The organism is Gordonia sp. w5E2, assembly GCF_036540975.1.
In the GTDB taxonomy this organism is placed as follows: Bacteria; Actinomycetota; Actinomycetes; order Mycobacteriales; family Mycobacteriaceae; genus Gordonia; species Gordonia jacobaea.
Map to the genome: position 1 here is coordinate 3,912,363 of NZ_CP144213.1, position 23,229 is coordinate 3,935,591.

Below are 23,229 nucleotides of genomic sequence, written 5' to 3' on the forward strand. Positions count from 1 at the left end.
GACCCTGGTACCTCGAAATGTTACGGCTGACCAGGCTTCAGCTCAATAAATAGCGAATCCAGCTCGGCACACAGACGGTCACCGTCGTGGAGGGTGCCCTTCACGAAGGCCTTGCGCCCTTCGCGCTTGTCGACCCAGGTGCGGCACGTCAGCGGCGTCGACAACGGTGTCAGCGAGCGGTATTGGACCGTCAGGTATGCGGTGCGGGTGACCCCGTTGATCGCGAGCGCCGACGCCATGCCGCCGAGGTCGTCGAATGCGACACCCACCTGGCCTCCGTGCGCCGCGTTGTTGCCACCGAGGTGAAACGGCCTGAAGGTGACCTCTGCGACCACTCCGTCGGCGCTCGCCGACGAGATCACGTACGGCGGGAGGGTGATGTTGCCGCGCGCAGGCAGGTCGACGCGGGTCCCCGCGGGAGTGTGCCACTCGTCGACCTGGACCTTCTCCAGTCGTTCGTTGAGGGCGGTTATCTGCTCGAGTAGCTCGTCGGTCTCCGCGCCCTCGGGACTCGCGTAGCGGGCGAGGTCCATGAGCCGTCGGATCTGCTCGTTGAGCTCGGCGTATCGGGGTCCGCCGCGGTCGGTCGTGACCTCGATCCTTGCGCGGAATCCGCCCTCGTGGGGCGACTCCTCTTCGGAGCGGATGTCCCAACCGTCGCGCGTGTCAGATGCCATCTGGCCACCGTATATGGCCGGTCAGCCCTCGTGCTTGTCGGATTCGGAACCGCTTGCGAGCTGGGTCGGACGGGGCGCTTCGCGCCGGTCACGCTGCCTGATCACGGCACCGACCACCAGGGCGACGACCACCGAGATCGTCACCCAGGCGACGATCACGATCGCGATCACCTCGAATGACATGCATCAAGGGTGCCAGATGGGGCTTCGCGAAGGCCACTCATCGGACAACTAAGGTCAATATTCATGACCTCCGGTGAGACCCAGCACGCATCAGACCAGCCCTTCGACCCCAGCCAGTGGACCACAGTCGAAGGCTTCGACGACCTCACCGACATCACCTACCACCGCCACGTCGGCACGAGCCGCGCCGACGGAATCGTGCGCATCGCCTTCAACCGGCCCGAGGTCCGCAATGCGTTCCGCCCCCACAGCGTCGACGAACTCTACCGCACCCTCGACCACGCTCGACGCAGCCCCGACGTCGGAACAATCCTGCTCACCGGCAACGGCCCGAGTCCCAAGGACGGCGGCTGGGCCTTCTGTTCCGGCGGCGATCAGCGCATCCGCGGACGGTCGGGCTATCAGTACGCGACCAGCCACGACTCCGACGTCGCTCGCGCCGACGCCACCGGGGTCGACGAGGCGCGCGTCAAGGCCGAGGGCGGCCGACTGCACATCCTCGAGGTGCAACGACTCATCCGCACCATGCCCAAGGTCGTGATCGCCGTGGTCAACGGTTGGGCCGCCGGCGGCGGGCACTCGCTGCACGTCGTGTGCGACCTGACCCTCGCCTCACGTGAGCACGCCCGCTTCAAGCAGACCGACGCCGACGTCGGCTCGTTCGACGCCGGATACGGCAGCGCCTACCTCGCCAAGCAGGTCGGCCAGAAGTTCGCCCGCGAGATCTTCTTCCTCGGCGAGGCGTACGACGCCGAGACCATGCACCGCATGGGCGCGGTCAACCGCGTCGTCGACCACGCCGACCTCGAACACACGGCCATCGACTGGGCACGGGCGATCAACGGCAAATCGCCGACGGCCCAGCGCATGTTGAAGTTCGCGTTCAACCTCACCGACGACGGACTGATGGGCCAGCAGGTCTTCGCCGGCGAGGCCACTCGCCTGGCGTACATGACCGACGAGGCCGTCGAAGGCCGAGATGCGTTCTTGGAGAAGCGTTCTCCGGAGTGGGACGCCTTCCCGTACTACTACTGAACCCGCACCCGCACGACTACTACGGCGCCGACCCGAACGGCTCGGGCGCGCCGAAGTAGATGCCCTGCGCGAACTGGAAACCCAACTCCTCGACGCCGGTGAAGTCGGCGTGGTGCTCGACGCCCTCCGCGACCGTCGAGATATTCATCGTCTCCGCCATTTCGCAGATTGCGCGCACCACAGCGCGGTCGGCTGGATTGTCGGCGATCGCCGAGATGAGCGCCCGATCGACCTTGACGACATCGACCGGCAGGTCCCGTACGTATCGCAGCGCCGAGAATCCCGAGCCGAGGTCGTCGATCGAGATGGTGCAGCCGCTCTCGTGTAGTCGTTCGACGGCACGCTGCGCCTCCGTGTCGAAGTCGATGACCTCGTTTTCCTGGACCTCTATCCAGATCTGACCAGGGCCGAGGCCGTACTTGTCGATCTCGGTGACCACGTGATCGACGATCGTCTCGTCGACGAGCTGCTGCCGCGAGAGGTTGATGCTGACGAACGCGTCGGTGCCGCATAGCGGTTGAATCGACTCGTGGAGCGCTCGGACAGCCTGAGTCACCCCGTTGCGACCGATGGGCAGGATCGTCGACGTTTGCTCGGCGACGGCGAGGAAGTCGCCGGGCAAGAGCACTCCGTCAGCGGTGACCCACCGCAGCAATGACTCGAACCCGACGGTTGCGCCATCAGCAATCCGCACGATCGGTTGGTAGAACTGTCGGAACTCTGCCTCCGACGAGTTGGTCAGCCTCACCGCGAGGTCGAGGTCGTCTTCGAGCCGCTCATAGACTTCGGGTCCGGCGATTGCCATGCGACGCTGCGATTCCAGAGCCAGGCAGAGCGCGGCATCGGCTGACCGAACGAGGCTGTCGGCCCCAACGCCTGACACCGAGGCACCTGACACAGATCCACTCGAGATGCCATAGGCGAAGTCGACGAAGACGCTCACCCCGTCGACTTCGGCTGTCGTGGCGGTGAGGCCCGCCTGTAGAGCGACGAGCAGGGCGTCGACGCCGGGGCCCTGCGGTAGCTGCAGGAGCCATTCGAATCGGTTGCGGGTGTCCAGACCGACGTCTCGCCCCAGAGATTCCACGAGTCGAGAAACCACCGTGCGCGCTGCCGCCTCGGTCTGCTCACGGCCGTAGACCGCGCACGCCCGGCGCTGTGGATCGGCGAGGATGGCGACGACAATCCCGGGAACGTCGTGCCCCCCGTACTTGTCCGCCGCCCTCTCCACGCGAGCAGTTTACGATTATCCAAGCGGGCAGGTGTGAATTGGATCCAAGTACCGCTATTCAAGTTCAATTGATCACCGCTTTGGTCTAGCAAATACGTGTTCTGATCTGCGGTTTTGCCGCCCGAGAATCGTGGCTTTCAGCCCTCCATCAAGCGCTTTTTCGTGGCCGTCCGTCCTCGGTTCGAGCCAATCAGGGGAGCCTCGACTAAGGTCGACGAGGTCAGATTCCCGGCCGGAGGACTTGCCACGTGACGTCGCCCGACCCGACGGACTCCTACGTCTCCGAGCCCCGCAGCGGACAGAAGACACCCCGCCGTCGACGGCGACTCTCCGGCCGTCTGATCAGTTGGGTGCTCGTGATTGTCGTTGTGGTCGTACTCGCCTTCGACGGGGTCGGTTATCAACTCTTCTATCGGGATCATTCCGACCCGCTACGCAAGGTCGACGCGATCGTCGTGCTCGGCGGCGAGCACGACGGCCGCGAAGACTACGGTCTACAACTCGCCCGCGAGGTCTACGCCAACACGGTGCTGATCTCCGACCCCTACCTGAACGACGGCTATCACCGGGGCGGCGCGGAACTGATGGAACGCGTCTGCTCGGCGAGCACCGAGTCCATCGAAGTCATCTGCTTCAACCCGGATCCCTCGACGACGCGTGGTGAGGCCATGTTCACGGAGCGGATGGCGAAGGAGCGACATTGGCGCTCGGTCATTGTGGTCAGCTGGCGCTACCACCTCTTCCGCGCCCGCTACATCTTCGGCCAGTGCTTCACAGGCGACGTCGTCATGCGGTCCGTGCCGCGCGACTACGGCCGGTCGATCCCACTATGGACGGCGACCTTCGCCTACCAGTACGTCGGCTTGGCCAAGGCTGCCGTCCTCGGCTGTTGACGTCGAAGTGCGCGAGTCGGCTCGCGCGAGTTCTGACGTGTAGACCAGAAATACGATGAGCAGCGACAGATCTGCGGTCGACACCGGAATGGTGATCGTCGAAAAGTCGAGCTGCAATGCGACCACCGAGAATCCGATGAATCCGCCGCCGTAGAAACCCCATTCCCAGCGGCGCGAACGCAGGCACTGATAACCGAGGTAGCAGCCGTAAATGAGCATCGCGACAAATGCCAGACCGACCAGAATTCCACCACGATAGACAGCGAGCAGGGGTGCGTTCGCGACGTAGTTGGTGGTGAATGACGTTTCAGGATCGATGAACTCGGCCAGTCCCCAACCTTTTCCGAAAACCCAGTGCCCGGCGACAGTACTCGGATACTCCTTCAGTGCATCCAGACGCGCACTCGACCCCTCGTCCTGGCTACCGAACGACGAGAACACGCGCTGGCGCAGTTGCGGCACCGCAGCCAGCGCGGCAAAGGTGGCCACACCGAGTCCGACGATGGCAAGCCGCTTGCGATTCGACATCGTCTGGAACACGAGCATGAGCACGACACCGACGATCACCGAGAAGAGACCCGCACGGCTCAGCGTGAGCAAAAGCGCCAACGCCAAAATCACACCGAGCACATTGCGCGCGCGCCCGTCGAACAGGACAACACACATGACCAGCGCTACGAAGAATCCGATTCCGGCGGCATTGGGGTCGATATACGTCCCCGCAAGCCGCTGCGTCGCACCTCCGGAGTGATAGACGAAGCGCAGCGCACTGGGGTCGTAGCCGAATAGCTTGAACGGCTTCATCACTCCCGGATAGACCAGCACCCCCGCTGCGACAATTGCGCAGGCGGCGCTGGCCACCACGTACACGCGACCGAACGTCCGTAGCTGGAGTCGCGGAAGGCGCAGAAGCGCGACGATGAGAATAGTTACCGTGAACCATTTCACATATTGGGCTATGTCGGCGAAACCGACGTAGGTTGCCAACATCGAGATTCCACTGACCACAATGAGAACGATCACGAACCAGTCCATTGTGGTCAGCGAGCGCATCTCGATGGGGTGGATCGCGGTCGCCAATATCACAGCGACAGCGAACGCCAATGTCAACGGAACGTGAACACCAGGTAAATGCGCGACCGGCATGAATCCGAGAACAGCGGCGAATGCCCAGAGAAACCAGGTCGGATGCGCCAGGCCAACGTAGGCACCGACAACGACCAGCAGTAACACGATGACAAGAAATGCGGGTTTGGTTCCCACCATCAACGAACCAAACGCCACCACGGCGGCGCTGAGCACCAACAGGGTGCCGAGGATCCATGAGCGCCTAGGTGATTCCACGAGCCACATAGTGACACACCCGATCGTGTAACACTGCGCTCGTCGCGATCGACCAATGTCTGAGGGCAATCCCACACAGCAATTGCCCAAGAACCATGATCCAATCAACTGTCCATTGTTCGACGGTTGAACGAAGCGCCTGCGCGGCGCTGCCCAGAGAAGGGAACCGGTCAGGTGCCACTCGGCGATTACTGGCGCATCATTGTGCGGTTTTGGTGGGTTCTCGTAGTGGGAGCGCTGGTTGGGGCTTTCGCGGCTTTCGCTTACAGCACGTGGATCTCTCCCGGAAAATACGAATCCACCGCTCGGTTGTTCGTGACCGCGGAGGGTGGAACGTCAGTCGGCGAGAGCTACCAGAACAACCTGTTCGCCCAGGACCGGGTCAACAGCTACGCAACAATTGCGACGAGCGATCAGGTCGCGCAGCGAGCCGCCGAAACTCTCGGCGGCCAGGTCGGCGCCGGGGACCTTCGTGGGAGCGTGACGGCCGTCCCGGTCAAGGACACCGTGATCCTGACGATCACCGCCTCCGCTGACGACGCGAAGCGAGCTCAGGCGTACGCCCAGGCGATTGCCAATTCCACGACCGCAGTGGTTCAGGAACTCGAGACGTCGCGTCGCGGCGACTCCCCTTCCGCGACAGCAGTTCTCTACGACGACGCGAGCCTCCCGTCATCCAAGAGCGGTCTGTCGTGGTGGCTCTGGCTCATCATCGGAGCGGTCGGCGGACTCCTGATCGGCGCACTCGTCGCCGTGGCGATCGGCATCTACCAACGTCGTCGCATTGACAGCGAGTCCGACATCGCCGACGCCACCGAGAAGTCCGGCATTCTCGCCGTGATTCCCACCGACCCGGAGCTCACCGACCATTCGTCACTGGAGCCCGCGACCGGACCGACGTCGGATGCGTACCGCCGGCTCGACGCCAACCTGCGATTCATCGCCTCGGGAAGTACTCGACATCGCACCGCGCCGTCGGCGATCACCGTCGTTGGTCCGACCCGCGGCGTCGGCACGACGACCACCGCGGTGAATCTTGCGTCGTCGTTCGCCGCGCGCGGGAAAACCGTGTTGATCATCGACGCCGACCTCGCCGATCCCACTCTCACCGCCGACCTCGGTCAGCGGCCTACCGAAGGCCTGACGACCGTGGCAGTGGGCGAGGTATCGCTTCACGATGCGACGCTGAGTCTCCACGACGGCGTCGACCTCCTACCGAGTGGGCCGGTTACGTCTGACCCCTGGGGCGCCATCGGCGGAGACGGCTTCGACGCTGTCGTTCAGTCCGCGATCCATTCCTACGACTACGTGATCATCGATGCCGGCCCGCTGTCCGCGTCGCCGGAACCCCTCACGATCGCCGCGCGCACCGACGGCGCACTGCTCGTGACTCGACGCGGCGTCACCACGAGGAAGCAACTCCGCACATCGACGAAGGCGATCGAGACTGTCAACGCTCCGCTGCTCGGCGTCGTGCTCACGTTCACGGCCAAGGTCACTCGCAAGCAGGCTGACAGCGCGGCAACGGACAACAACAGCGGTTCACCGACAAGCGATTTCACCGCCGAGCGGGTGTCGGCATCGAAGGTCGACGCAGCCGAGGTGCACGCGGACTCGTGAGCCCTGCCGCACTGATCTCGACCTTCATCACGCGCCGTCGCGCAACGTCTGCGCTCGCGGTCGGCCTGGTCTGCGTTCTCGCGATCGCAGTGTCGGGATGCGCACGATCGACCGACGACACCCCGCTGACGCTCTCGCCGGCGGCTGCTGCGTACCCCGCGTCACCGCTGCCATCGGCATCGCTGACGACGCCCCGCGACACCGGCAAACCGGGTGCGGTTCTGGCCGTCGAGGATCCGCCCCGCGGACCGATCAAGGCCATCAACAATCGTGACGCCGTCGTCAAGCGAATCATCTACCGCTCGACCTCTGGAATCGACAACTCCGCAACCGAAGTGTCCGGAATTCTCGTCGTCCCCAAGGGCACCCCACCCGCAGGCGGCTGGCCACTCGTCGCATTCGGCCACGGCAACTCCGGCATCGAGAGCACCTGCGGCCCTTCCGAATACGCCAATCTACTCGGCAACGACACCATCATCGAGGCGTTCCGACTCAACGGCTATGCCGTCGTCATGTCTGACTACCAGGGCCTCGGGTACGGCAAGGAAATCCATCCCTTCCTCGACGCGAAGACCTACGGCAACAACCAGATCGACGCCGTCAGAGCTGCACAGGCGATCGCGCCCGACGTGAGCAATCACTGGGTGTCATTCGGGGTTTCGCTCGGCGGCATGGCGGCGTGGGCTGCCGGAGACCGCCAACCCGACTACGGGAGCGACACCAATCTCGACGCGACCGTCGCATTGGTTCCCGTCGGAGATATGAGGGGCCTCGCCGACCGAGCCGCGCAGGGGACACTGACACGCGATCAATACCCGCTTCTCGTCTATGCACTCGACTCGCTGGCGAAAACATTCCCCGACCGTTTCAACCTCGACGACTACCGCTCCGAGCGGGTCAAGTCGGAGTGGGACACCTTGGTCCAGTGCGTTCCCGATTCCACCGGAGATCTGACGGCTACCCAGCGCGCCCTGAGTGAACTGACACCGCAAGACCTGATGCCCAAGAGCGCTGCTGCCACCACCGCGCTGCGCGATCAACTCGCCGACTACGCACTGCCTGTAGGCCGCACCAACTCACCCGTTCTCGTCATGTACGGCACCGATGACCCGCTCATCCCTCCGCAGTGGACGGAGCGTGTCATCGGAAAGTCCTGCGAGGCAGGTGAAAACCTCACAATCGTCAAACGCGTTGGGGATACCCACGCCGGACTCGATTCCGCGCAGGCAATTCCGTGGATGAAGGGCGTGTTAAACGGCGACAAACCCGAGAGCAATTGCGACAACCGCCCATGAAATCACCATCGACGCGGACCGTCGGCGAATACGCACATATCCTCCTGCGCGGCGGAATTGTGTTGATCTGTGCCGCAATCGCAGGCGGACTCGCAGGCTGGCTGGCAGCCGAGATGACACCGAAAACCTATGAGTCGCAAGCACGCTTGTTCATCGTTGCCCCCGGTTCGGCAACCGTGTCCGGCGCCCGCACGAGTGGTCTCGCCGGACAGCTACGCGCATCCTCCTATCGTGAACTGGCCACCAGCGACCAACTGTTGATGCGTGTCGCTGCCGCACAGTGGCCGGGTATCGATCCGGGGACTCCCCCTGCCGACCTCCGCGAGCGCGTCGTCGCGTCGATAGAACCGACGAATGCCGTGCTGACCATCACGACAACTGGGGATACACCACAAGCCGCACAACAACTTTCCGCGGCGCTCGCCGGAGAGATGCCCAAGCTGGTTGTCGAAGTCGACAACCTGAATGGCCGCGCACCCTACGAGCTGAAGACGATCGACGCCGCCACCGATATGGGCGTGAACTCGCCGAAGTTGCTCACCTATATAGGCCTCGGCGCCGCCATTGCCGTCGTGTTCACCGCGGTGGCACTCCTCGCATTCAGCCTGCTACGCAACAAAGTCGACGATGCGCTTGGTGCGTCGAACACCCTCAGAGCGACCCGAGAGTTGGAGAAATCGCAGTGAATCGCCCGACCGTACGCGTGCGGATGTTCGTGAGTTGGTTGGCGCTGGCCATCGCAGTCGCGGCAGCAGTGACCGCCTGCGGCTCCGACGAGCAGTCTGCGACGACATCACCCGGACGTCCTCCCGGCGTTCCGGTGGAAGTGCCACGCGCCACCGCCACCGGGCCCGGAACTGTGTCGTGGGCGCAAACCATGCCGATCCTCGACCGCCGGATCTCGGCGGCAACGAGTCTTGCTGTGCGCGTGGAGTACTCCTCGACCGATCGCGACAACAATCCGACCGTTGTCACCGGCGGCCTGTTCGTGCCGGCAGGCCAGGCACCCCAGGGCGGATGGCCGATCATCGGATTCGGCCATGCGACTGTCGGTGTTCTCAGTGAATGCGGGCCGACGCTGGACTCGAGCCTTCGTGGCGCGGCCGACCTCGTCTACGTTCTGCTTGCCCAGGGATACGCGGTGGCAGTCAGCGACTACCAGGGGCTGGGCACCCCCGGCGACGCAGAACCCACGCACCCGTACCTCGACGCGACAACCGAGGGACACAACATCATCGACTCGGTGCGCGCGATGAGGCAGATGTCGCCGTCGAATACCTCCGACAAGTGGGCGGGATTCGGGGTGTCGCAGGGTGGCCAAGCCGCGTGGGCGTCGAACGTTCTCGCCGCCTCCTACGGTAAAGGCCTCGACCTCGTCGGCAGCGTCGCCATCTCGCCTCCCGCCGACATCTCAAAGCTGTCGGATAAGGCCTGGTCGTCGAAGCTGACCAAAGATCAGTACGGGTTGTACCAGTGGTTGCTGTTGGCACTCAAGCACGAGAACCCCGACCTCGACCTCGACAGCTATCGGCGAGGCTCCGCCACCACGAACTGGAACGCGTTGTCGCAGTGCGCAGCCCGCTACAGCCAGGAGCGACAGCAGGCAGCTGATGCACTCACCGATGCAGACCTCCGTCCGGACTCCACCACGAGCCGCGAACAACTCGAACAACTCTTACGTGAGCGAGGCCTCCCTGAGGGCCTACCCACCGCCCCGATTCTGGTCATGTACGGCGGAAAAGACACCCTGATCGACGCCGACTGGACTACCGCCGTCATAGGCGCGAATTGCTCAGCGGGAGCCAATCTCGTCGTGTCCTTCCAACCCGATCGCGGACATGCCGACGTCGATCCCGGAATTGCCATCTCCTGGCTCGAGCAACGAATGCAAGGATCGAGGACCCCAGCGGGATGCACGAATATCTGACGCGACACGTTTCCACTCTCGTTGTATCGTTGACAAGTGAGTGATCACTCCGCGACAGCACCTGAGCAGTCTGTCGAAAAGAGCGCATCATCAGGTCGTCACCGCATGCCTGAAAACAACACGCACAATCCCCCACAGATGCGGGACCCGCAGGTCACCGAGGCTGAGGACACCACCGAAGCCAAGCCCTTTCGAGCACGAATTCGCGGCCTCGACGGTCCTCGCGGAATTGCGTGCATGCTTGTGCTGGCCCAACACGTCGGCGGCCACTATTCCCCGAACACGTTCTTTTCCGGCCACCTGCAGATATTTGGTCAATCACTGATCTTCTTCTTCGCACTCTCCGGATTTTTGCTGTATCTGCCAATTCTTCGCCGCCTGTTCACCGGTGGCCAGTCACAGCCTGACGTGGCGTCGTACACCCGACACCGAATACTGCGGGTATTCCCGGCATATCTGGTCATCTTCCTCGTAGCGAGCTACCTCATGCGGGCGGTATATCTGGAGAACGCTGCGGTCGCGGAATCAAGCGGGAAGTTCGCCGGAATCGGGATGATGACCGATCCGGCCATGATCACCGCCAACCTCACCCTCGTGCAGAGCTACATCCCGTCGATGCTGCAGACGGGTATCAACCCGTCATGGTCATTGACCATGGAGATCGTGTTCTACGTGGCATTGCCACTCATTGGCCTGCTGGTCTTCACGTTGCGCCGCCGATACGGGTGGAATCCGCTCTTGCTGGCCCTCATCGGCCCCGTCGTCCTGGTGATCCTGGGTACCGTCGGGAAGTTCTTTGCCCTGTGGCTCGCGAGCCGACTCGGCATCACCGACATCATCATGCAGAACTGGGGGCCCAACTGGGTTGCCGTCGTGCTGCGCAGCTTCATCGCTTCGTCCGACAACTTCGCATTCGGCATGATCGCCGCGATTCTGTTCGTCGGGGCAGAGACCGGACTCATCTCGCGTCGTCGCCTGAAACGAGTGCGACCATGGACCGGACTTGCCATCCTCCCACTGATTCCGATCACCTATGTGCTCATTGCCATGGGCTCGCCCTTCTCCAGCACCGCGACGGCCCTCGCATCCGGTTTGATCATCTTGTTCATCGTCATTCCCTTTGCGCGCGGCGAGGATTCAGCATTTGCCCGGGCACTCGACTGGGTCCCGTTCGAGTACTGCGGCCGGGTATCACTGAGCATCTACCTCTGGCATTTTCCCGTGCTGTTGGTCCTGGGCAGGTGGGGATGGATGCACGGCGACACCTGGTCGGGCCTGGCGTTCAATTTCGTTGTGGTCAGTGCGGTGAGCATCGCGCTCGCGACGCTGTCGTTCTACTTCGTCGAGAAGCCTGCGATCAATTACGCCATTCGGTCCCGACGTCGCTGACATGGCCCCGGTCCCGTGAGCGGCGGGGTGCGGGTGATCGGCATCCTGGTGGCCGCGCTGATGGTCGTGCAACTCGGCGGCGCCGTCGTCGGCTATCGCCTCTTCACCGATCCACCCGCACGGCCGCCCGTCCATTCAGACGCCATCGTGGTGCTCGGCGGTGAGCATGATGGCCGCGAAGCTTTCGGAATCGACCTCGCCCGTGCAGGTTTCGCGGACACCGTACTGCTCTCCAACCCGTATCCGGACGACGACCCCACGATGCGTGCGGCCTGCCAGTCGTCTGACCGCCAGATCACGATCATATGTTTCACACCGCGGCCGTCGACGACAACCGGCGAGGCCCTGTTCACTCGCGAACAGGCGCGCGCCCATCATTGGAGCCGAGTGACGGTCGTGAGTTGGCGCCATCATCTGTTTCGCGCCGGTGTGATATTCCGGCAGTGTCTCGGCATCGACGTACAGCTCGTCGCAGTTCCCCGCACCTACCACTTCTCGCTGGGGGCTTGGGCTTTCGTCTACGCCTACCAGTTCGCCGGAACCGCCCGGGCAGCACTCACCGGATGCCCGGCCGACTGACAAATCCTCACCTCACTCCGGCGAAACCCTGACTCACAACGACGTATACGAGGACGGCAACCGACGCTGCCGCGAGGATGTACAGCATCACGAGTGCCGCGGACATCAGTGTCGACAACAGCAACTGCGTGACCTCCGAATCGCGTCGTCGGGAACCCGAGTCCATCGATTGGCGACGGGCGCAACTCGTCGTTGCGTCGACTGCCGCTGCTACAACCAACGCGTAGGGCGCGAGAACGGCACATCCGCCGAGCACCAGAACGGAACGCACCTGGCCGGAGAACGGCAGCCCCCATGCTGCGCCTGCACAGGCAGCGGCGAGCACGCCGAGGAGTAAGACTCTGCCGAGCGCATCGGACTCGCCTCGCGACGCCGAAAAATACCACCACACCACTGCCGCAACGAAACCCGTGAGCAGCAGTCCCGACACTTCGACGATCATCGCTGCGACACCACCCGGCCGGCGACGTAGGCAATCACCGACGCAGGTGGAGTAATCGCAAGGACCACCAGCCCCTGCCAGATGGGGTAGTACATCAGCCCGAGCACTGCGGTCGAGGCAAAACCCGACAGCCCAACCGCGATTCCCGTCACGAAGAACTCCGAGCGCTGCCCGGACATGCGAACAAGCGCATAAATGAAGCAAGCACATATGGGCGCTACCGTCGCAATTACGATCGGCGACACCGGAAAGTACCGATCGATGAGATATCGCCCGGCCGCAGCGCACGCCGCACCGACACCTACCAGCACGGCCTGCCTTCGCATGGCATTCGTCACCGGCCCAGATCGCGATGCCACCACCGGGTCAGGCTACCCGATCTCGGGTTGTGCGGCCCGCCGAGCGCATCGCGTAGCACTTAATCGAAATAGTGACAGGAAACGTTACGCGTCCTATTTCACACCAATTCCGACTTGCACCATGAGCGTGAATCGTTAGGATTTACTGAGAGGACGCTCGGCGTTGATGAAGTCCTTAAAAGCTCGATCACGCATACGATCGATCACTCTGCACCAAATCCCGACCTTCAATGAATTTGCGCCTGCAACAAATTTCCGCCTGACCGTCAGCAGGTGTCAGTAACAACTACTTACCCGTCGGAGGACTTGTGGCCATTCGTCCTTTGCCTTCATCACCCCGTACGGATAGTCCATACCCTCGGTATCTTCGGGTGTTCCGCCCGGCCGCATCTCCCGGCGACCGGTCATGGCTGGATCGATATTCGTCCCGACTTCGCGCCACCGAGCTGATCATCGTCACGATCAGCGTGGCCTGCGCGACCGTCGCACGATATGGCGGCCCGGCGGCAGAATACGGCGCGCCCCGACTGCTGAATCCGGTGGGAGATATTAACCTTCCATTCATCGTGCTTCCATTGGCTCTCATTGCACTGTGGAGTATTGTCCTCAAGGTTTCGGGCACCTCCAGTCGACGGGTGATCGGCGCCGGACACGCGGAATACACCCGCATTCTCAAATCGAGTGTGATCGCGTTCGGCATCATCGCCATGCTCGACCTCGTCTTCAAGTTCGACGTGGCGCGCGGTTTCATCGCCATCGCCCTCCCCTTCGGCACTCTGGCACTGCTCATCGCACATTGGGTGTGGCGCAAAGCAATCGCGCGCCGATGGGGGAAGGGCGTCGACCAGCACCAGGTGTTGGTCGTCGGATCGAGTCGCTCGGCCACGCCACTCATCGAACACCTCTCGGCTCATCCCCGGCTCGGTTACCACGTGGTGGGGCTATGCGTTCCAGAGGATTCGTCGAAAGCGCATGCGTCGTCACTCGAAGTGGGCGAGCGCAAAGTCCCGATCGTCGGAACCTTCGACGACGCCCGAGAGGCCGTGGCACTGTGCGGCGCGACCACAGTGGCAGTCACGTCCGCCGAGGTTCTGGGTCACTCCGCCATGCGGGAGCTCTCCTGGAGCATGGAGGGGATGAACGTCGATATCCTGGTTTCCCCGGGCGTCACCGACGTCGCCGGACCTCGGATGTCGGTCCGCCCGGTGGCCAACCTTCCGCTTCTGCACATCGAGAAGCCTCAGTATCACGGCGCCAACCGCCTACTGAAGGCAACGGTCGACAGGGTCGGTGCCGCGCTTCTGCTCTTGGCCTTCGCGCCCGCGCTGCTCGTGGTGTCGATCGCAATCAAGCTCAACTCTCGCGGGCCTGTCTTCTACCGGGCAGAACGCATAGGACTCAACAACATTCCGTTCCACATGTGGAAGTTCCGGTCGATGGTCGTGGATGCCGACAGGCTGCGTAGCCAACTCGCCGACCAGAACGAAGGGAACGGGGTGCTGTTCAAGATCCGGGACGATCCGCGGGTCACCCGGGTGGGGGCGTTCCTACGCCGGTACAGCATCGACGAGATCCCACAGCTCTTCAACGTCTTGTTCGGTTCCATGAGCCTCGTCGGGCCGCGCCCTCCCCTGCGTGAGGAGGTCGACACGTACGACGATCCGACGGCGCGCCGCATGCTCGTCCGTCCGGGGATGACCGGGCTGTGGCAGGTATCCGGCAGGTCGGATCTGTCCTGGGAGCAGTCCGTGCGCCTCGACCTTTCCTACGTCGAGAACTGGTCGATCACACACGATCTGATGATCATGTGGAGGACGGCACGCGCTGTGATCTCCAGCGACGGCGCGTACTGAAACCCAGCCGACAGGCCGGTTTTCAGCGAGACTCTCCCATCGACGACAGCTCGGCATACGCTGCATACATTCGGTCACCCAGTTCCCGCTGACCGGCGCGGCTGTAGTGAATGATCTCGGTCGGCGACTTGCCCATCCCGGTGGGTCCCGGCACAAAAGCGCAGCTGTCGACTGTCCGTGGCAGGGTCCTGTGCACGTCGTCGATGCCCGCATACTCGGCGCGTCGACTCTCGATCTCCTCGGGAACCATCTGGCCGAGGACGAATGGAGCATCGCCGAAGCGAGACCGGAGCCCGGTGACAACGGACTCGAGTCGCGCTCGATAGGCATCGGGCGCCAGCAGCGGGACGTCGGACTCGCCCTGGTGCCAGAGAAACGCAGCTACCCGGGCGGATGGCCCCGCCGCCGCCAGTGCGCCTTCTATCTGCGTCACCGCGAACGTGAACAGGTTGACCCGCGCCGACGTATCAGCAGGGTCCCAGCTGTAGCCGTTCTTGGGATAGAACGACGTGTCACCACGCCCGCACGGAACGAGCAGCACCGGCCGACCGGTGTCGGCGGCCAAGCGTTCGCCGAACGACCGACCGAAACCGACGCCGCGCGCGGGCATCTCATGCAGTAGCGGGTCTGTGGCAAGCAGAATCTGTCCCTTACGTCTTCCGCACCCCGGCCATTGGTGTACGGGCAGCGTTCCCGGCGACATGTCATCCGGCTGGACTTCGTTGTCGCCCACCGCATTCGACTGGCCGAGAATCGGGACCACCAGATACGGGGAGTCGACCTGTGGCGCAGGCTCGCCGGCCGCCAGCAGCCGCAGCACCTTGTCCTTGGCTCGGCGCACCGCCTGTTCTCGTCGACCGGAATCGCCGTGACGCGCCAACTGATCGGGTGAACCCGGCGTCAGATCGAATGCGGGTGTGGCTGTGTTCGGTTCCTGCACGGTCTCATCCGATCAACAGTTGTTGGGGGCCGGCTTTCCGGCGAATCGGTCGAGCAGCCAAGGGATCACAGCATCGCCGTTGATGTCTCCGTGCCCCTTGCCCGGCTGCCGATCGATGGTGATCGTATCTCCCAACTCACACCCGCGCCGGATGGCGGCGTCGGTCCATGCGACGTCGATGAAGGTGTCGGCCGTCCCGTAGGTGATCTGCAGCGGTGCCGCGGAACGGTTCTTCGGCAGCGCGTATGCAGCCAGTACATCGCGCAACTGTTGTGCCGCAGCCGGATTCTGCGGACCGATATCGTGCGGTCCGAGGTTCTTGGCGATCTCGTCTCGCCGTTTGGCGAGCGACCTGTCGCACGCCGACAACGTGTTCCAGCCCTCGACAGCTGCACCCTTGCGGAAGTCGTCGCGATGGAAGTTCGGGTCCATACGCGCTCGGGATTCGACGATCCATTGCAGCACAAGCTGTTGGTCGCGGGTGAGGGTCCCGGCGAGCGCCTTGTCGACGAGCCCGGTGAGGTCTGCCGCAGGTACAAGCGCCGACGCTCCGAGCAGGTCGAGTTCCGGCGCATACGATGGCGCTGCATCTGCCGCCCCCCACACCGCACCGCCTCCCTGTGATCCGCCGTATGCCGCCCACCGCTTCGACGATTCCGGGAACACCGTGCGCAATGCACGCACCGAGTCGATCACATTGTGCCCCTCGGTGACGTTGTCGAGGTACGGGTGCACGCCCGGCGCTCCGAGCCCCTGGTAATCAGGTACTGCCACAGCGTATTTCGCACTTGTCAGGCCCAGCGCAAGCGCCGCGGCGCCATCCATACCCGAGCTGCTCGACGGCGCGCACGGCTGATTGATTCCGCTTGTCCCATGGCCGAACGCGATGATCGGCCAGCCCCCGGCCGGGGCGGCGCCGTCTGGTTTGAACACGGTCCCGGATACCCGCTGGATCACGCCGGAGGCATCACGCGAGGCGTAGAGAACGTGCACGGCATGGACTTTGGCGAGTTTCAGCCTGAGCGGAATATCGAAGACCTCGCGCGCCGAGATGACCGCGCCGGGAGCGTCGACGGTCTGGTGGATTCCCAGATCGTTGCTTCCACGATGAAGAAGGGGCCGCGCGATTGCCACCACTATGAGCAGCCCGAACACGGCCATGAGCACCACCACCGCGATGAGAAGGTTGCGCACCCATTTCCTCACGAAAACCTCACCACCGCTTCACCTCCGGGCCTGTACACAATGGAACCGTTCTCGCACTGCACGATTGTCTCGCCGTCGATGACCTGCTGCTCGGCAATCGGATACCCCACGTCGGGCAACCAAGCCTTCAGCATCTCGCCCGACAGCGAGTGGACTCCGGTTCGGGGTTTGTAGAACACCCTTGTGCCGCCGGGCGAATCGATGTCCTGCGTTGTGCCGGTGAACGCGCCTGACGGCGGGTAACCCAGGAGCGCAACGTAGTCGACCAGGACGGCAGGCACCGCGTAGCAGCCCGCTGACCCACAGATCACCCGTCCCGAGGCGTACCGCTGCACCGTTTGGGCAATTCCTCTGCGCGAAGTCGTCTGATACACGGGTGTTCTCGCCTCGCCGAGCATGCTTGCGGCTTCCGCAGCGGCCGAGCGCACCCGGTCGACCGTCGGATTGCTGATCGTGTCCTGCGCGACAAGCGATTTCACCTTGGCGAAAGCGAGTTTGGGCGTGAAGTCCGAGCGCACGACTCCGTATGATGTCTCCGCAGCAACCGTGGTGTAGCCGAAGTCCGTCGTCGACCCGTTGTCGACGTCCGAGACCGCACGATCCACCAGTTCGTGAATGAAGACCGGACCGCCGTAGGGCAGTTGAGCCCAGTCTGCTGCCAACTCCGTGATCAGGCCTGCCTGGCGCGATTCACTGCCACCCGGCCCCCCCGAGGGGTATCCCACCTCGGTGGCCCATATCTTTTGGCCACCGTCGCCGCGCTCGACCATCTCGGCACGAATGTCAGCGAGCATCGACACGAGCGAGTCCCTGTTGTCCGCGTTGACCGTCAGCCCGTTGGGGTAGCTGTAGGGATGCACCGACAACGCGTCGAAGTGTCCTCCGGCGCCCGCCCGATACATGCGATCGATGAACACTCGCGCATTCATGCTGACCTCGGTGTCTGGCGCCAATCCCACGGCACCCCCGATCACCAATGCCGTCGAATCCTCCGTCTTGATGGCGGTATAGGCGGCCCGCAGCATCGAGGTGTAGAACTCTGGGTCCGGTCCGGGACGGAAATAGGGCGTTCCGTTTGGCTCGTTCCAGATCTCGTACGCCTTGATTCGTCCCTTGTAGCGCGACGCCACGGTTCCCGCGAAATCGCCGTACTCGGCCGCGGTGTTGGGGCGATACGTCACCAGGTCGCTGTGCCCCGATGCCCATGCGGGCGTGTAGTCGATGATGCCCAACACGTCGATACCGCTCGACCTCAGAGCGTTCACCACGCGATCCAACGGAGCCCAATTGAACACTCCCTCAGCGGGTTCCAGCAGGGGCCAGGACAAATCCAAACGCACCATCCGAGCGCCGGAGTCGACAACCATCGCGACGTAGCGCCGCAGTTCGTCGTCGGATGCCCACAGCAACCGTCCGCCTCCGGAGAACGCCATTTCGGGCCTTGTGGGCGGCGGCGCCTGCACGTGCACCTTCTCCGAACCGTCCGTCTGATTCGACGTCCGCACCGCTCCACACGACACCGAGCTCACGACAGCGACCACCGCTGCGAGTGCGACGAGAAGGTGACGCGGGAGCGATACCCGGCTCACCGGATCTGGGATTTGACCGCCCAGAACGCCGGCTTCTTGGAGTTGTTGATACGCGTGACACCGAAGTTGTCTTCGACGTTGGACGGGTTGGAACCCGGATCCTGGATGCAGTGCAGGAACATCGGACCGATGTAGGGCCTCGACGCCCCTTCGCGCAGCGCACTTGTGAGGATCGCGCCTTGCGCTGCGTCGCTCACCGCACCGTTACCGGTACCTGTCGGTGCACCGAATTCGGTGATCCAGATCTTCTTTCCACCGTCGCCGTTGGCGCGCATGATGTCGTACATCTGAGCAGTCTGCGCCCACCGCGCATTCGGGTCCCGGTCAGCGGTGAACGGGAACGTGTACGGGTGATCGGCAACAGCGTCCATGAAGCCTCGCGCGCCCGCCGCATACATCTGCCTGAGGAACTCGACGGGTGGAGTCGTATATGCACCGAGGTTCAACGCCGTCGTACTCGCGAGTCCACCGCTGAGCACAGTCGAGGAAGGATCAATCGCCTTGATCCGCGGGTAGGCCGCGCGCAGTAGCGACGCATAGCGCGCGGGATCGACCGGAGTGAACATGTTGACGAGGTTGGGCTCGTTCCAGATCTCGTACGCATCGACCCTGTTGCCGAGATGACGCGCCGCAGCCGCAGCGAAGTTGCCGAACGCGGCCGCATTGGGCGGAGTGCCGGGTAGCCCGTTACCGCCGGCCCACGTCGGCGCGCCGAGCAGAATGATGTCGACCCGGAATCCGCGCGCCTTGGCGCCATTTACCAGTCGGTCGGTGTTGGACCAATCGAACTTTCCGGGCGACGGCTCGATATCAGGCCAGTACGCGACCATCCTCGACCACGTAGCTCCCAACTCCGATGCCGAGTCGTATGTCGCAGCCAACTGCGCATTCGACCTCTTCAGCGAATACCCGCCCTCGCTGAAGCCGAACTCGGCTCGCGGGAAGGCGTGTGCTTGGCCGGACGTGGCGGTCGTGAGGGCACCAACAACTGCGACCAGGAGCGCTATCACCATCATCGGCCGTGCCCAGCGAGGGGCCACACGGGAGACACCCCCCTTCTTCGACGCCGAAGGGCCTTCGTGATCTCGTCGTTCGATCGCCTTCATTGCGATATCCAGTCCTTGTTCGTGAATGTGAGAGGTTCGTGAATGTAAGGGGTTCGTGAATGATGGTGATTCCATGATCTCATCTGCCTGCGGGCACGGGGCTACGAGCAATCAAACCGAGCACGGACTCCTGCGGCACGCCCGCGTCCCACCGCGAGGCATTCCTTTCATACAGTTCCGACCCGTTCTTCGTCGAATAGTCGGTTTCCAGGAGAAACCGTCGACACTCGGCGATGAATTCGTCGTCAGAATCACACGGGTCGAGGCCCAGCACCGGCCCGAGTGATCCGATCGCGGCCGACGTCCCCACAACGGGGAGGCCCTTGGCTGCGGCCTCGAGGATCTTGACCCGCACACCGCCACCGGTCGAGACCGGCGCTATCAGCGCGCGGCACGTACCCAAGAACTCCTGTAGGTCGTCGACGAAACCGAGGTCCCGAACCCCGTCCGGATACTCCGGATCGGCAGCGCCCGGCTTCTTCGCCCCGATAATGCACAGTTCGGCGTCGCTGATGCCCTCAGAGATCTTCGGCCACAGTCGCAGGGCTGTGAGGAATGCTTCCTGATTGGGAGGCCAGTCTCTCGTTCCCATGAACACCAATCGCCTCGCGGTGCTCGTCAGATCCAATCGGGGCGCAGGCGGCAATGTCAGGTCGATCCAGCGCGCCAGTGGAACTCCCTGGTCCCGATAGAACTCGGCCTCTTCACGATCGTAGGTTCCGACGGCGTCCGCAGCCCTCGCCACACGGACCTCGTCCCGCAGTATTCGTGGCGCCTCCACACGTCCGACCCAGCCGCGGGTCGCCTTCCAGACCTCCGACTCGGTGTTCACCGTGTTGACCACGAACGGGGTCTTGCCCGCATGCCGAGAGCGAAGAAACGACTCGGCCATATAGCTGTGCTCGGCGATGAAGACATCCGATTCGCGCGAGTTGATCTCGGCGACAAGCGCTTCGACGTCGTAACGCACATGGCAGAGGCTCTGCATACGCCGCGCGCTACGAGCCAGCAGCGAGCGAGCACTGACGGGCGGCTTGGGCACGCGCGTAACGCTGCGGTCCTCAGCCGGGCCCGTCTCCCCGGATAAACACACTGCCTCGACGTCGTAGTGCTCGGACGCGATCCCGAGCAAGATGCGCGACAGTGCGATGTCGCCACCATGCTCGGTCGTCGGATCCTTGGAGAGCAGAAAAGTTACCCGCTCCATAGCACCCCCCTCTCGTTTTCAAGCTCTTCACGACGATGTCGACCGCCACGTTCCGGCGCTGGCGTCTCTGGGATGTCGCCCGATTCCAGTGGGCCAGAACGAGAGGCCCGGCTGAGGACCACGAGCAACAGTGCGTCGGCGACGACCGACGCGATCGCGCCCGAGACAGCACCCAGCCCAGCCATCGCCAAGACGGCCACCAGTCCGAGTTTGACCGGCGCGACAGCGCCTGCCGAGATGGTGCGCACGGCGTCGCGCCGTTGGAGATACAGCAGCGTCGTGTAGACGAAGTTGAACACTCGCAGGAACACGAACGCCGACATCACGATCATCGACACGGCCAGCTGGGTGGCCACCGGAGTGAACAGGAGCACCACGCCCACAGTCAGGAGTACGAGTGACGCCCCTGTTGCCACGACCAACACGTGCTTCTTGGGCGGCCCGGCGGATGCGTGTCCTCCTGCGGCTCGCAGCTTCTCGTGGTAGGTCACGCCGAACGATTGACCGATCTGTGCGACCGCCCAGGCGAATGTGCTCGCCACCGAGTAGTAGCCGGCCACATCGCTGTTCGTGAGGAATCCCAACAGCAGGATGTCGCCCTGGATGTACACCGCGTTGGCAAGGTGTTCGGTGAACAGCACCGCGATGATGCGCGGAGCGCCGGGAGCCTCCGGCGCGACGCCCCAGACCATCCGAATCGAGGCGCAGGCGATCACCAGATACGGTGCGGCATAGAGCAAACTGGCGCCGACCAGGCTTGGCTGCGGAGCCAGCATGAGGTAGCCCGTACCGAGCGCGATACTGGTCGTTTGCCGGATCGTATCCATCCGCATGACGCGGTGCGGGTCGCCGTCGCGGAAGGCACGGCTCTTGTAGGCGTTGAAGACGATCTCGCCGCCGCCGACGAGCAACGCGAACCATGCGAGGTAATTGACCGGGATGAGCGCCACTCCGGCGGCCATTGCCGTCAGACCGACCAGAACCCGGCCCGATCGTTCCGAAAGGAAGCGGGACTCACTCTCGCGAATGGCGCGGACACTGAACGGGTTGTCGACGGGGGCTGCTGCGATGGCGGCGAGGGCGAACGCCATGGCGTACTGCCCGTATCCGCCGATGCCGAGCTTGGCGATCAGGATCAACGTCCACAGCAGTCCGATCCCACGCCCGCCGTACGTCCACATCGCCGCGACGAGTGCCTTCGTGAGATGCGAATGCGACTGTGCCAGAGCGCGAGCCGCCGCGAACCGGCTCACCGCGACCACGTTTCCACGAGCGCTTCCGCGATCTGCTTGGGCGTGCGTTCCTTGCACAGGCGCACGAGCTCATCGTGGAGGGTTCCGATTCGGGCCGGGTCGTCGAGCAACTGTGTGGCCTGCTGAGCCATGAGGCCGGCGAGGTCGTCCGCTTCACCGGGGACGACGATGGCTCCGCCCTCTGCGCCGAGTTCACCGAGCGCGCCGTGATCGGTCGAAATGTACGGCGTTTGATGGGAAATGCTCTGTGCCGCAACAGCTGATGCCGGATATGCGATTCCGTACGGGCTGCGTCGCCCATACGGCATCAGCAGCGCCTGGATGGAGCCGAAGAAGTCTGCGAGCTCGTCCTCATCGAGCGTGCCGAGGACGGTGACGCCCGGTGACGACGGAATCGACTCCGTTCCACGGCCCGCGATGCGGACCTCGATGTCGTCGGGCAGCACCTCGCGGATTCGGGAAATATGTTCAAAACCCTTGCCTCGGTACACAATCCCGAAGAGCCCCACCGCACGCGGACGCAACGAGGGCTCGGGCAGTTCGACGCTCGTGGTGGTCGGGTGGTAGGTCCGCGCCACGGTTGCCCCGGGGAAGCGACCGCGAATCGACTCAGCGCCGATCTCACTGAGCGCAAAGTACTCACGTCGAGCGCCGAGGTACTTCTCGATCTGATGCGACACCGGGCGCGCACCGAAATGCAGGCCGTGGTTGAGCACCCTGCGGTCCGCAAGAAACTTCGTCCGAAACGGCCACCACACCAGGTTGGGCGGATCATGTACGACGGCCGTCGATCGCACGCCCAGACGCGCAGTTGGCCACAGGGATTCGACGGAACCGCCGGACAGCTCGCTGTGCACGATCACGTCGCGACCACCCGCACCGGCGATCGCCTCGACGATCTGTGCACGACGCGCGCGCAGTTGTCCGACTGTGTCCGATCCCGGCTTACCGTGGCGGATCTCGACGACGTCGGGGACCAGGTCACGGATCGCAGGCAACAAGAAATCAGCAAATGCGCCGACGCCACCCGCGGCCGTCTCCGGCGCAACATAGATCACCCGTAGTCCTGCGTTCACAGCAGCGGCATCCTCTCCGGTCCGA

At 63.6% G+C, this 23,229-nt stretch carries 22 protein-coding genes; 9 read left to right on the forward strand and 13 right to left on the reverse strand.

All coding sequences use genetic code 11. From position 1 onward, the window contains the following. Positions 1 to 20: 20 nt before the first annotated feature. Positions 21 to 677, reverse strand: a complete 657-nt coding sequence (locus RND64_RS17675; RefSeq protein WP_049698661.1) for a PaaI family thioesterase — start codon at positions 675 to 677, stop codon at positions 21 to 23. Positions 678 to 698: 21 nt separating this feature from the next. Further along, positions 699 to 860 (reverse strand): hypothetical protein, encoded by a 162-nt coding sequence (locus RND64_RS17680; protein WP_197494623.1) that lies wholly within the window; start codon positions 858 to 860, stop codon positions 699 to 701. A gap of 63 nt (positions 861 to 923) precedes the next feature. Between RND64_RS17680 and RND64_RS17685 the strand changes: the two genes are divergently transcribed. After that, positions 924 to 1,895 (forward strand): 1,4-dihydroxy-2-naphthoyl-CoA synthase, encoded by a 972-nt coding sequence (locus RND64_RS17685; protein ID WP_331436192.1) that lies wholly within the window; start codon positions 924 to 926, stop codon positions 1,893 to 1,895. Positions 1,896 to 1,914: 19 nt separating this feature from the next. Here the strand turns inward: RND64_RS17685 and RND64_RS17690 are convergent, their stop codons facing one another. After that, positions 1,915 to 3,126: an EAL domain-containing protein gene (locus tag RND64_RS17690; RefSeq protein ID WP_270483994.1), complete on the reverse strand. Its 1,212-nt coding sequence runs from the start codon at positions 3,124 to 3,126 to the stop codon at positions 1,915 to 1,917. Between the two features lie 248 nt (positions 3,127 to 3,374). Between RND64_RS17690 and RND64_RS17695 the strand changes: the two genes are divergently transcribed. Beyond that, on the forward strand, positions 3,375 to 4,019 hold the full coding sequence (locus tag RND64_RS17695) for a YdcF family protein (RefSeq protein WP_331436193.1): 645 nt from the start codon (positions 3,375 to 3,377) through the stop codon (positions 4,017 to 4,019). Here the strand turns inward: RND64_RS17695 and RND64_RS17700 are convergent. After that, the gene (locus tag RND64_RS17700; protein WP_442903955.1) at positions 3,954 to 5,372 is read right to left on the reverse strand and encodes an O-antigen ligase family protein; all 1,419 of its coding nucleotides are present in this window, start codon (positions 5,370 to 5,372) and stop codon (positions 3,954 to 3,956) included. The two genes, RND64_RS17695 and RND64_RS17700, sit on opposite strands and share 66 nt — an antisense overlap. Before the next feature lie 165 nt (positions 5,373 to 5,537). Here RND64_RS17700 and RND64_RS17705 point away from each other — a divergent pair, with 165 nt between their 5' ends. The 6 genes from RND64_RS17705 (at position 5,538) to RND64_RS17730 (ending at position 12,173) form a co-directional block, all read left to right on the forward strand. Then, positions 5,538 to 6,983 carry an AAA family ATPase gene (locus tag RND64_RS17705; protein ID WP_331436195.1) on the forward strand — a complete coding sequence of 482 codons (1,446 nt, stop codon included), beginning with the start codon at positions 5,538 to 5,540 and terminating at the stop codon, positions 6,981 to 6,983. After that, positions 6,980 to 8,278 (forward strand): lipase family protein, encoded by a 1,299-nt coding sequence (locus RND64_RS17710; RefSeq protein WP_331436196.1) that lies wholly within the window; start codon positions 6,980 to 6,982, stop codon positions 8,276 to 8,278. The genes RND64_RS17705 and RND64_RS17710 overlap by 4 nt, the downstream gene beginning before the upstream one ends. Continuing rightward, a complete protein-coding gene (locus RND64_RS17715) occupies positions 8,275 to 8,964 on the forward strand; it encodes a hypothetical protein (RefSeq protein WP_331436197.1) in 690 nt (229 codons plus the stop codon). The genes RND64_RS17710 and RND64_RS17715 overlap by 4 nt, the downstream gene beginning before the upstream one ends. Then, positions 8,961 to 10,205, forward strand: coding sequence for a lipase family protein (locus RND64_RS17720; protein ID WP_331436198.1), 1,245 nt, complete (start codon positions 8,961 to 8,963; stop codon positions 10,203 to 10,205). Before RND64_RS17715 ends, RND64_RS17720 begins: the two co-directional genes overlap by 4 nt. Positions 10,206 to 10,310: 105 nt before the next feature. After that, entirely contained in the window at positions 10,311 to 11,594 is a 1,284-nt protein-coding gene (locus tag RND64_RS17725) for an acyltransferase family protein (protein WP_270484009.1), read from the forward strand. A 15-nt stretch (positions 11,595 to 11,609) separates the two neighbouring features. Then, complete coding sequence (locus RND64_RS17730) at positions 11,610 to 12,173, forward strand: YdcF family protein (protein WP_331436199.1); 564 nt, start codon at positions 11,610 to 11,612, stop codon at positions 12,171 to 12,173. A gap of 7 nt (positions 12,174 to 12,180) precedes the next feature. Here RND64_RS17730 and RND64_RS17735 read toward each other — a convergent pair whose 3' ends face one another. Together RND64_RS17735 and RND64_RS17740 are read right to left on the reverse strand one after the other, a co-directional pair. Then, positions 12,181 to 12,615 (reverse strand): hypothetical protein, encoded by a 435-nt coding sequence (locus RND64_RS17735; RefSeq protein WP_270484011.1) that lies wholly within the window; start codon positions 12,613 to 12,615, stop codon positions 12,181 to 12,183. Then, positions 12,612 to 12,794, reverse strand: coding sequence for a hypothetical protein (locus RND64_RS17740; RefSeq protein WP_152930047.1), 183 nt, complete (start codon positions 12,792 to 12,794; stop codon positions 12,612 to 12,614). Before RND64_RS17740 ends, RND64_RS17735 begins: the two co-directional genes overlap by 4 nt. 746 nt (positions 12,795 to 13,540) lie before the next feature. On the opposite strand from RND64_RS17740, the gene RND64_RS17745 reads away from it, so the two are divergent. Then, on the forward strand, positions 13,541 to 14,827 hold the full coding sequence (locus RND64_RS17745) for a sugar transferase (RefSeq protein ID WP_331436200.1): 1,287 nt from the start codon (positions 13,541 to 13,543) through the stop codon (positions 14,825 to 14,827). A 22-nt stretch (positions 14,828 to 14,849) separates the two neighbouring features. Here RND64_RS17745 and RND64_RS17750 read toward each other — a convergent pair whose 3' ends face one another. The 7 genes from RND64_RS17750 to RND64_RS17780 all read right to left on the reverse strand — a co-directional run bounded on the left by RND64_RS17750 (position 14,850) and on the right by RND64_RS17780 (position 23,204). Beyond that, on the reverse strand, positions 14,850 to 15,767 hold the full coding sequence (locus tag RND64_RS17750) for a sialate O-acetylesterase (protein ID WP_331436201.1): 918 nt from the start codon (positions 15,765 to 15,767) through the stop codon (positions 14,850 to 14,852). Positions 15,768 to 15,779: 12 nt separating this feature from the next. After that, on the reverse strand, positions 15,780 to 16,961 hold the full coding sequence (locus RND64_RS17755; protein WP_270484020.1) for a lipase family protein: 1,182 nt from the start codon (positions 16,959 to 16,961) through the stop codon (positions 15,780 to 15,782). 8 nt (positions 16,962 to 16,969) lie between these two features. Continuing rightward, positions 16,970 to 18,562, reverse strand: coding sequence for a cellulase family glycosylhydrolase (locus RND64_RS17760; RefSeq protein ID WP_331436202.1), 1,593 nt, complete (start codon positions 18,560 to 18,562; stop codon positions 16,970 to 16,972). Then, on the reverse strand, positions 18,559 to 19,668 hold the full coding sequence (locus tag RND64_RS17765) for a cellulase family glycosylhydrolase (protein WP_331436203.1): 1,110 nt from the start codon (positions 19,666 to 19,668) through the stop codon (positions 18,559 to 18,561). Before RND64_RS17765 ends, RND64_RS17760 begins: the two co-directional genes overlap by 4 nt. Before the next feature lie 79 nt (positions 19,669 to 19,747). Further along, positions 19,748 to 20,875, reverse strand: coding sequence for a glycosyltransferase family 4 protein (locus RND64_RS17770; protein WP_331436204.1), 1,128 nt, complete (start codon positions 20,873 to 20,875; stop codon positions 19,748 to 19,750). Further along, positions 20,863 to 22,128, reverse strand: coding sequence for a hypothetical protein (locus RND64_RS17775; protein ID WP_331436205.1), 1,266 nt, complete (start codon positions 22,126 to 22,128; stop codon positions 20,863 to 20,865). The genes RND64_RS17770 and RND64_RS17775 overlap by 13 nt, the downstream gene beginning before the upstream one ends. Next, positions 22,125 to 23,204 (reverse strand): glycosyltransferase, encoded by a 1,080-nt coding sequence (locus tag RND64_RS17780; RefSeq protein WP_331436206.1) that lies wholly within the window; start codon positions 23,202 to 23,204, stop codon positions 22,125 to 22,127. The genes RND64_RS17775 and RND64_RS17780 overlap by 4 nt, the downstream gene beginning before the upstream one ends. Positions 23,205 to 23,229 lie beyond the last annotated feature (25 nt).

Bases quoted from the DNA above. Each gene is read 5' to 3' on its own strand.
- RND64_RS17715 (WP_331436197.1), top strand. From the start codon at position 8,275: ATGAAATCACCATCGACGCGGACCGTCGGCGAATACGCACATATCCTC.
- RND64_RS17680 (WP_197494623.1), bottom strand. From the start codon at position 860: ATGTCATTCGAGGTGATCGCGATCGTGATCGTCGCCTGGGTGACGATC.
- RND64_RS17735 (WP_270484011.1), bottom strand. From the start codon at position 12,615: ATGATCGTCGAAGTGTCGGGACTGCTGCTCACGGGTTTCGTTGCGGCA.
- RND64_RS17675 (WP_049698661.1), bottom strand. From the start codon at position 677: ATGGCATCTGACACGCGCGACGGTTGGGACATCCGCTCCGAAGAGGAG.
- RND64_RS17770 (WP_331436204.1), bottom strand. From the start codon at position 20,875: ATGGAGCGGGTAACTTTTCTGCTCTCCAAGGATCCGACGACCGAGCAT.
- RND64_RS17685 (WP_331436192.1), top strand. From the start codon at position 924: ATGACCTCCGGTGAGACCCAGCACGCATCAGACCAGCCCTTCGACCCC.
- RND64_RS17740 (WP_152930047.1), bottom strand. From the start codon at position 12,794: ATGTCCGGGCAGCGCTCGGAGTTCTTCGTGACGGGAATCGCGGTTGGG.
- RND64_RS17725 (WP_270484009.1), top strand. From the start codon at position 10,311: ATGCCTGAAAACAACACGCACAATCCCCCACAGATGCGGGACCCGCAG.
- RND64_RS17765 (WP_331436203.1), bottom strand. From the start codon at position 19,668: ATGAAGGCGATCGAACGACGAGATCACGAAGGCCCTTCGGCGTCGAAG.
- RND64_RS17700 (WP_442903955.1), bottom strand. From the start codon at position 5,372: ATGTGGCTCGTGGAATCACCTAGGCGCTCATGGATCCTCGGCACCCTG.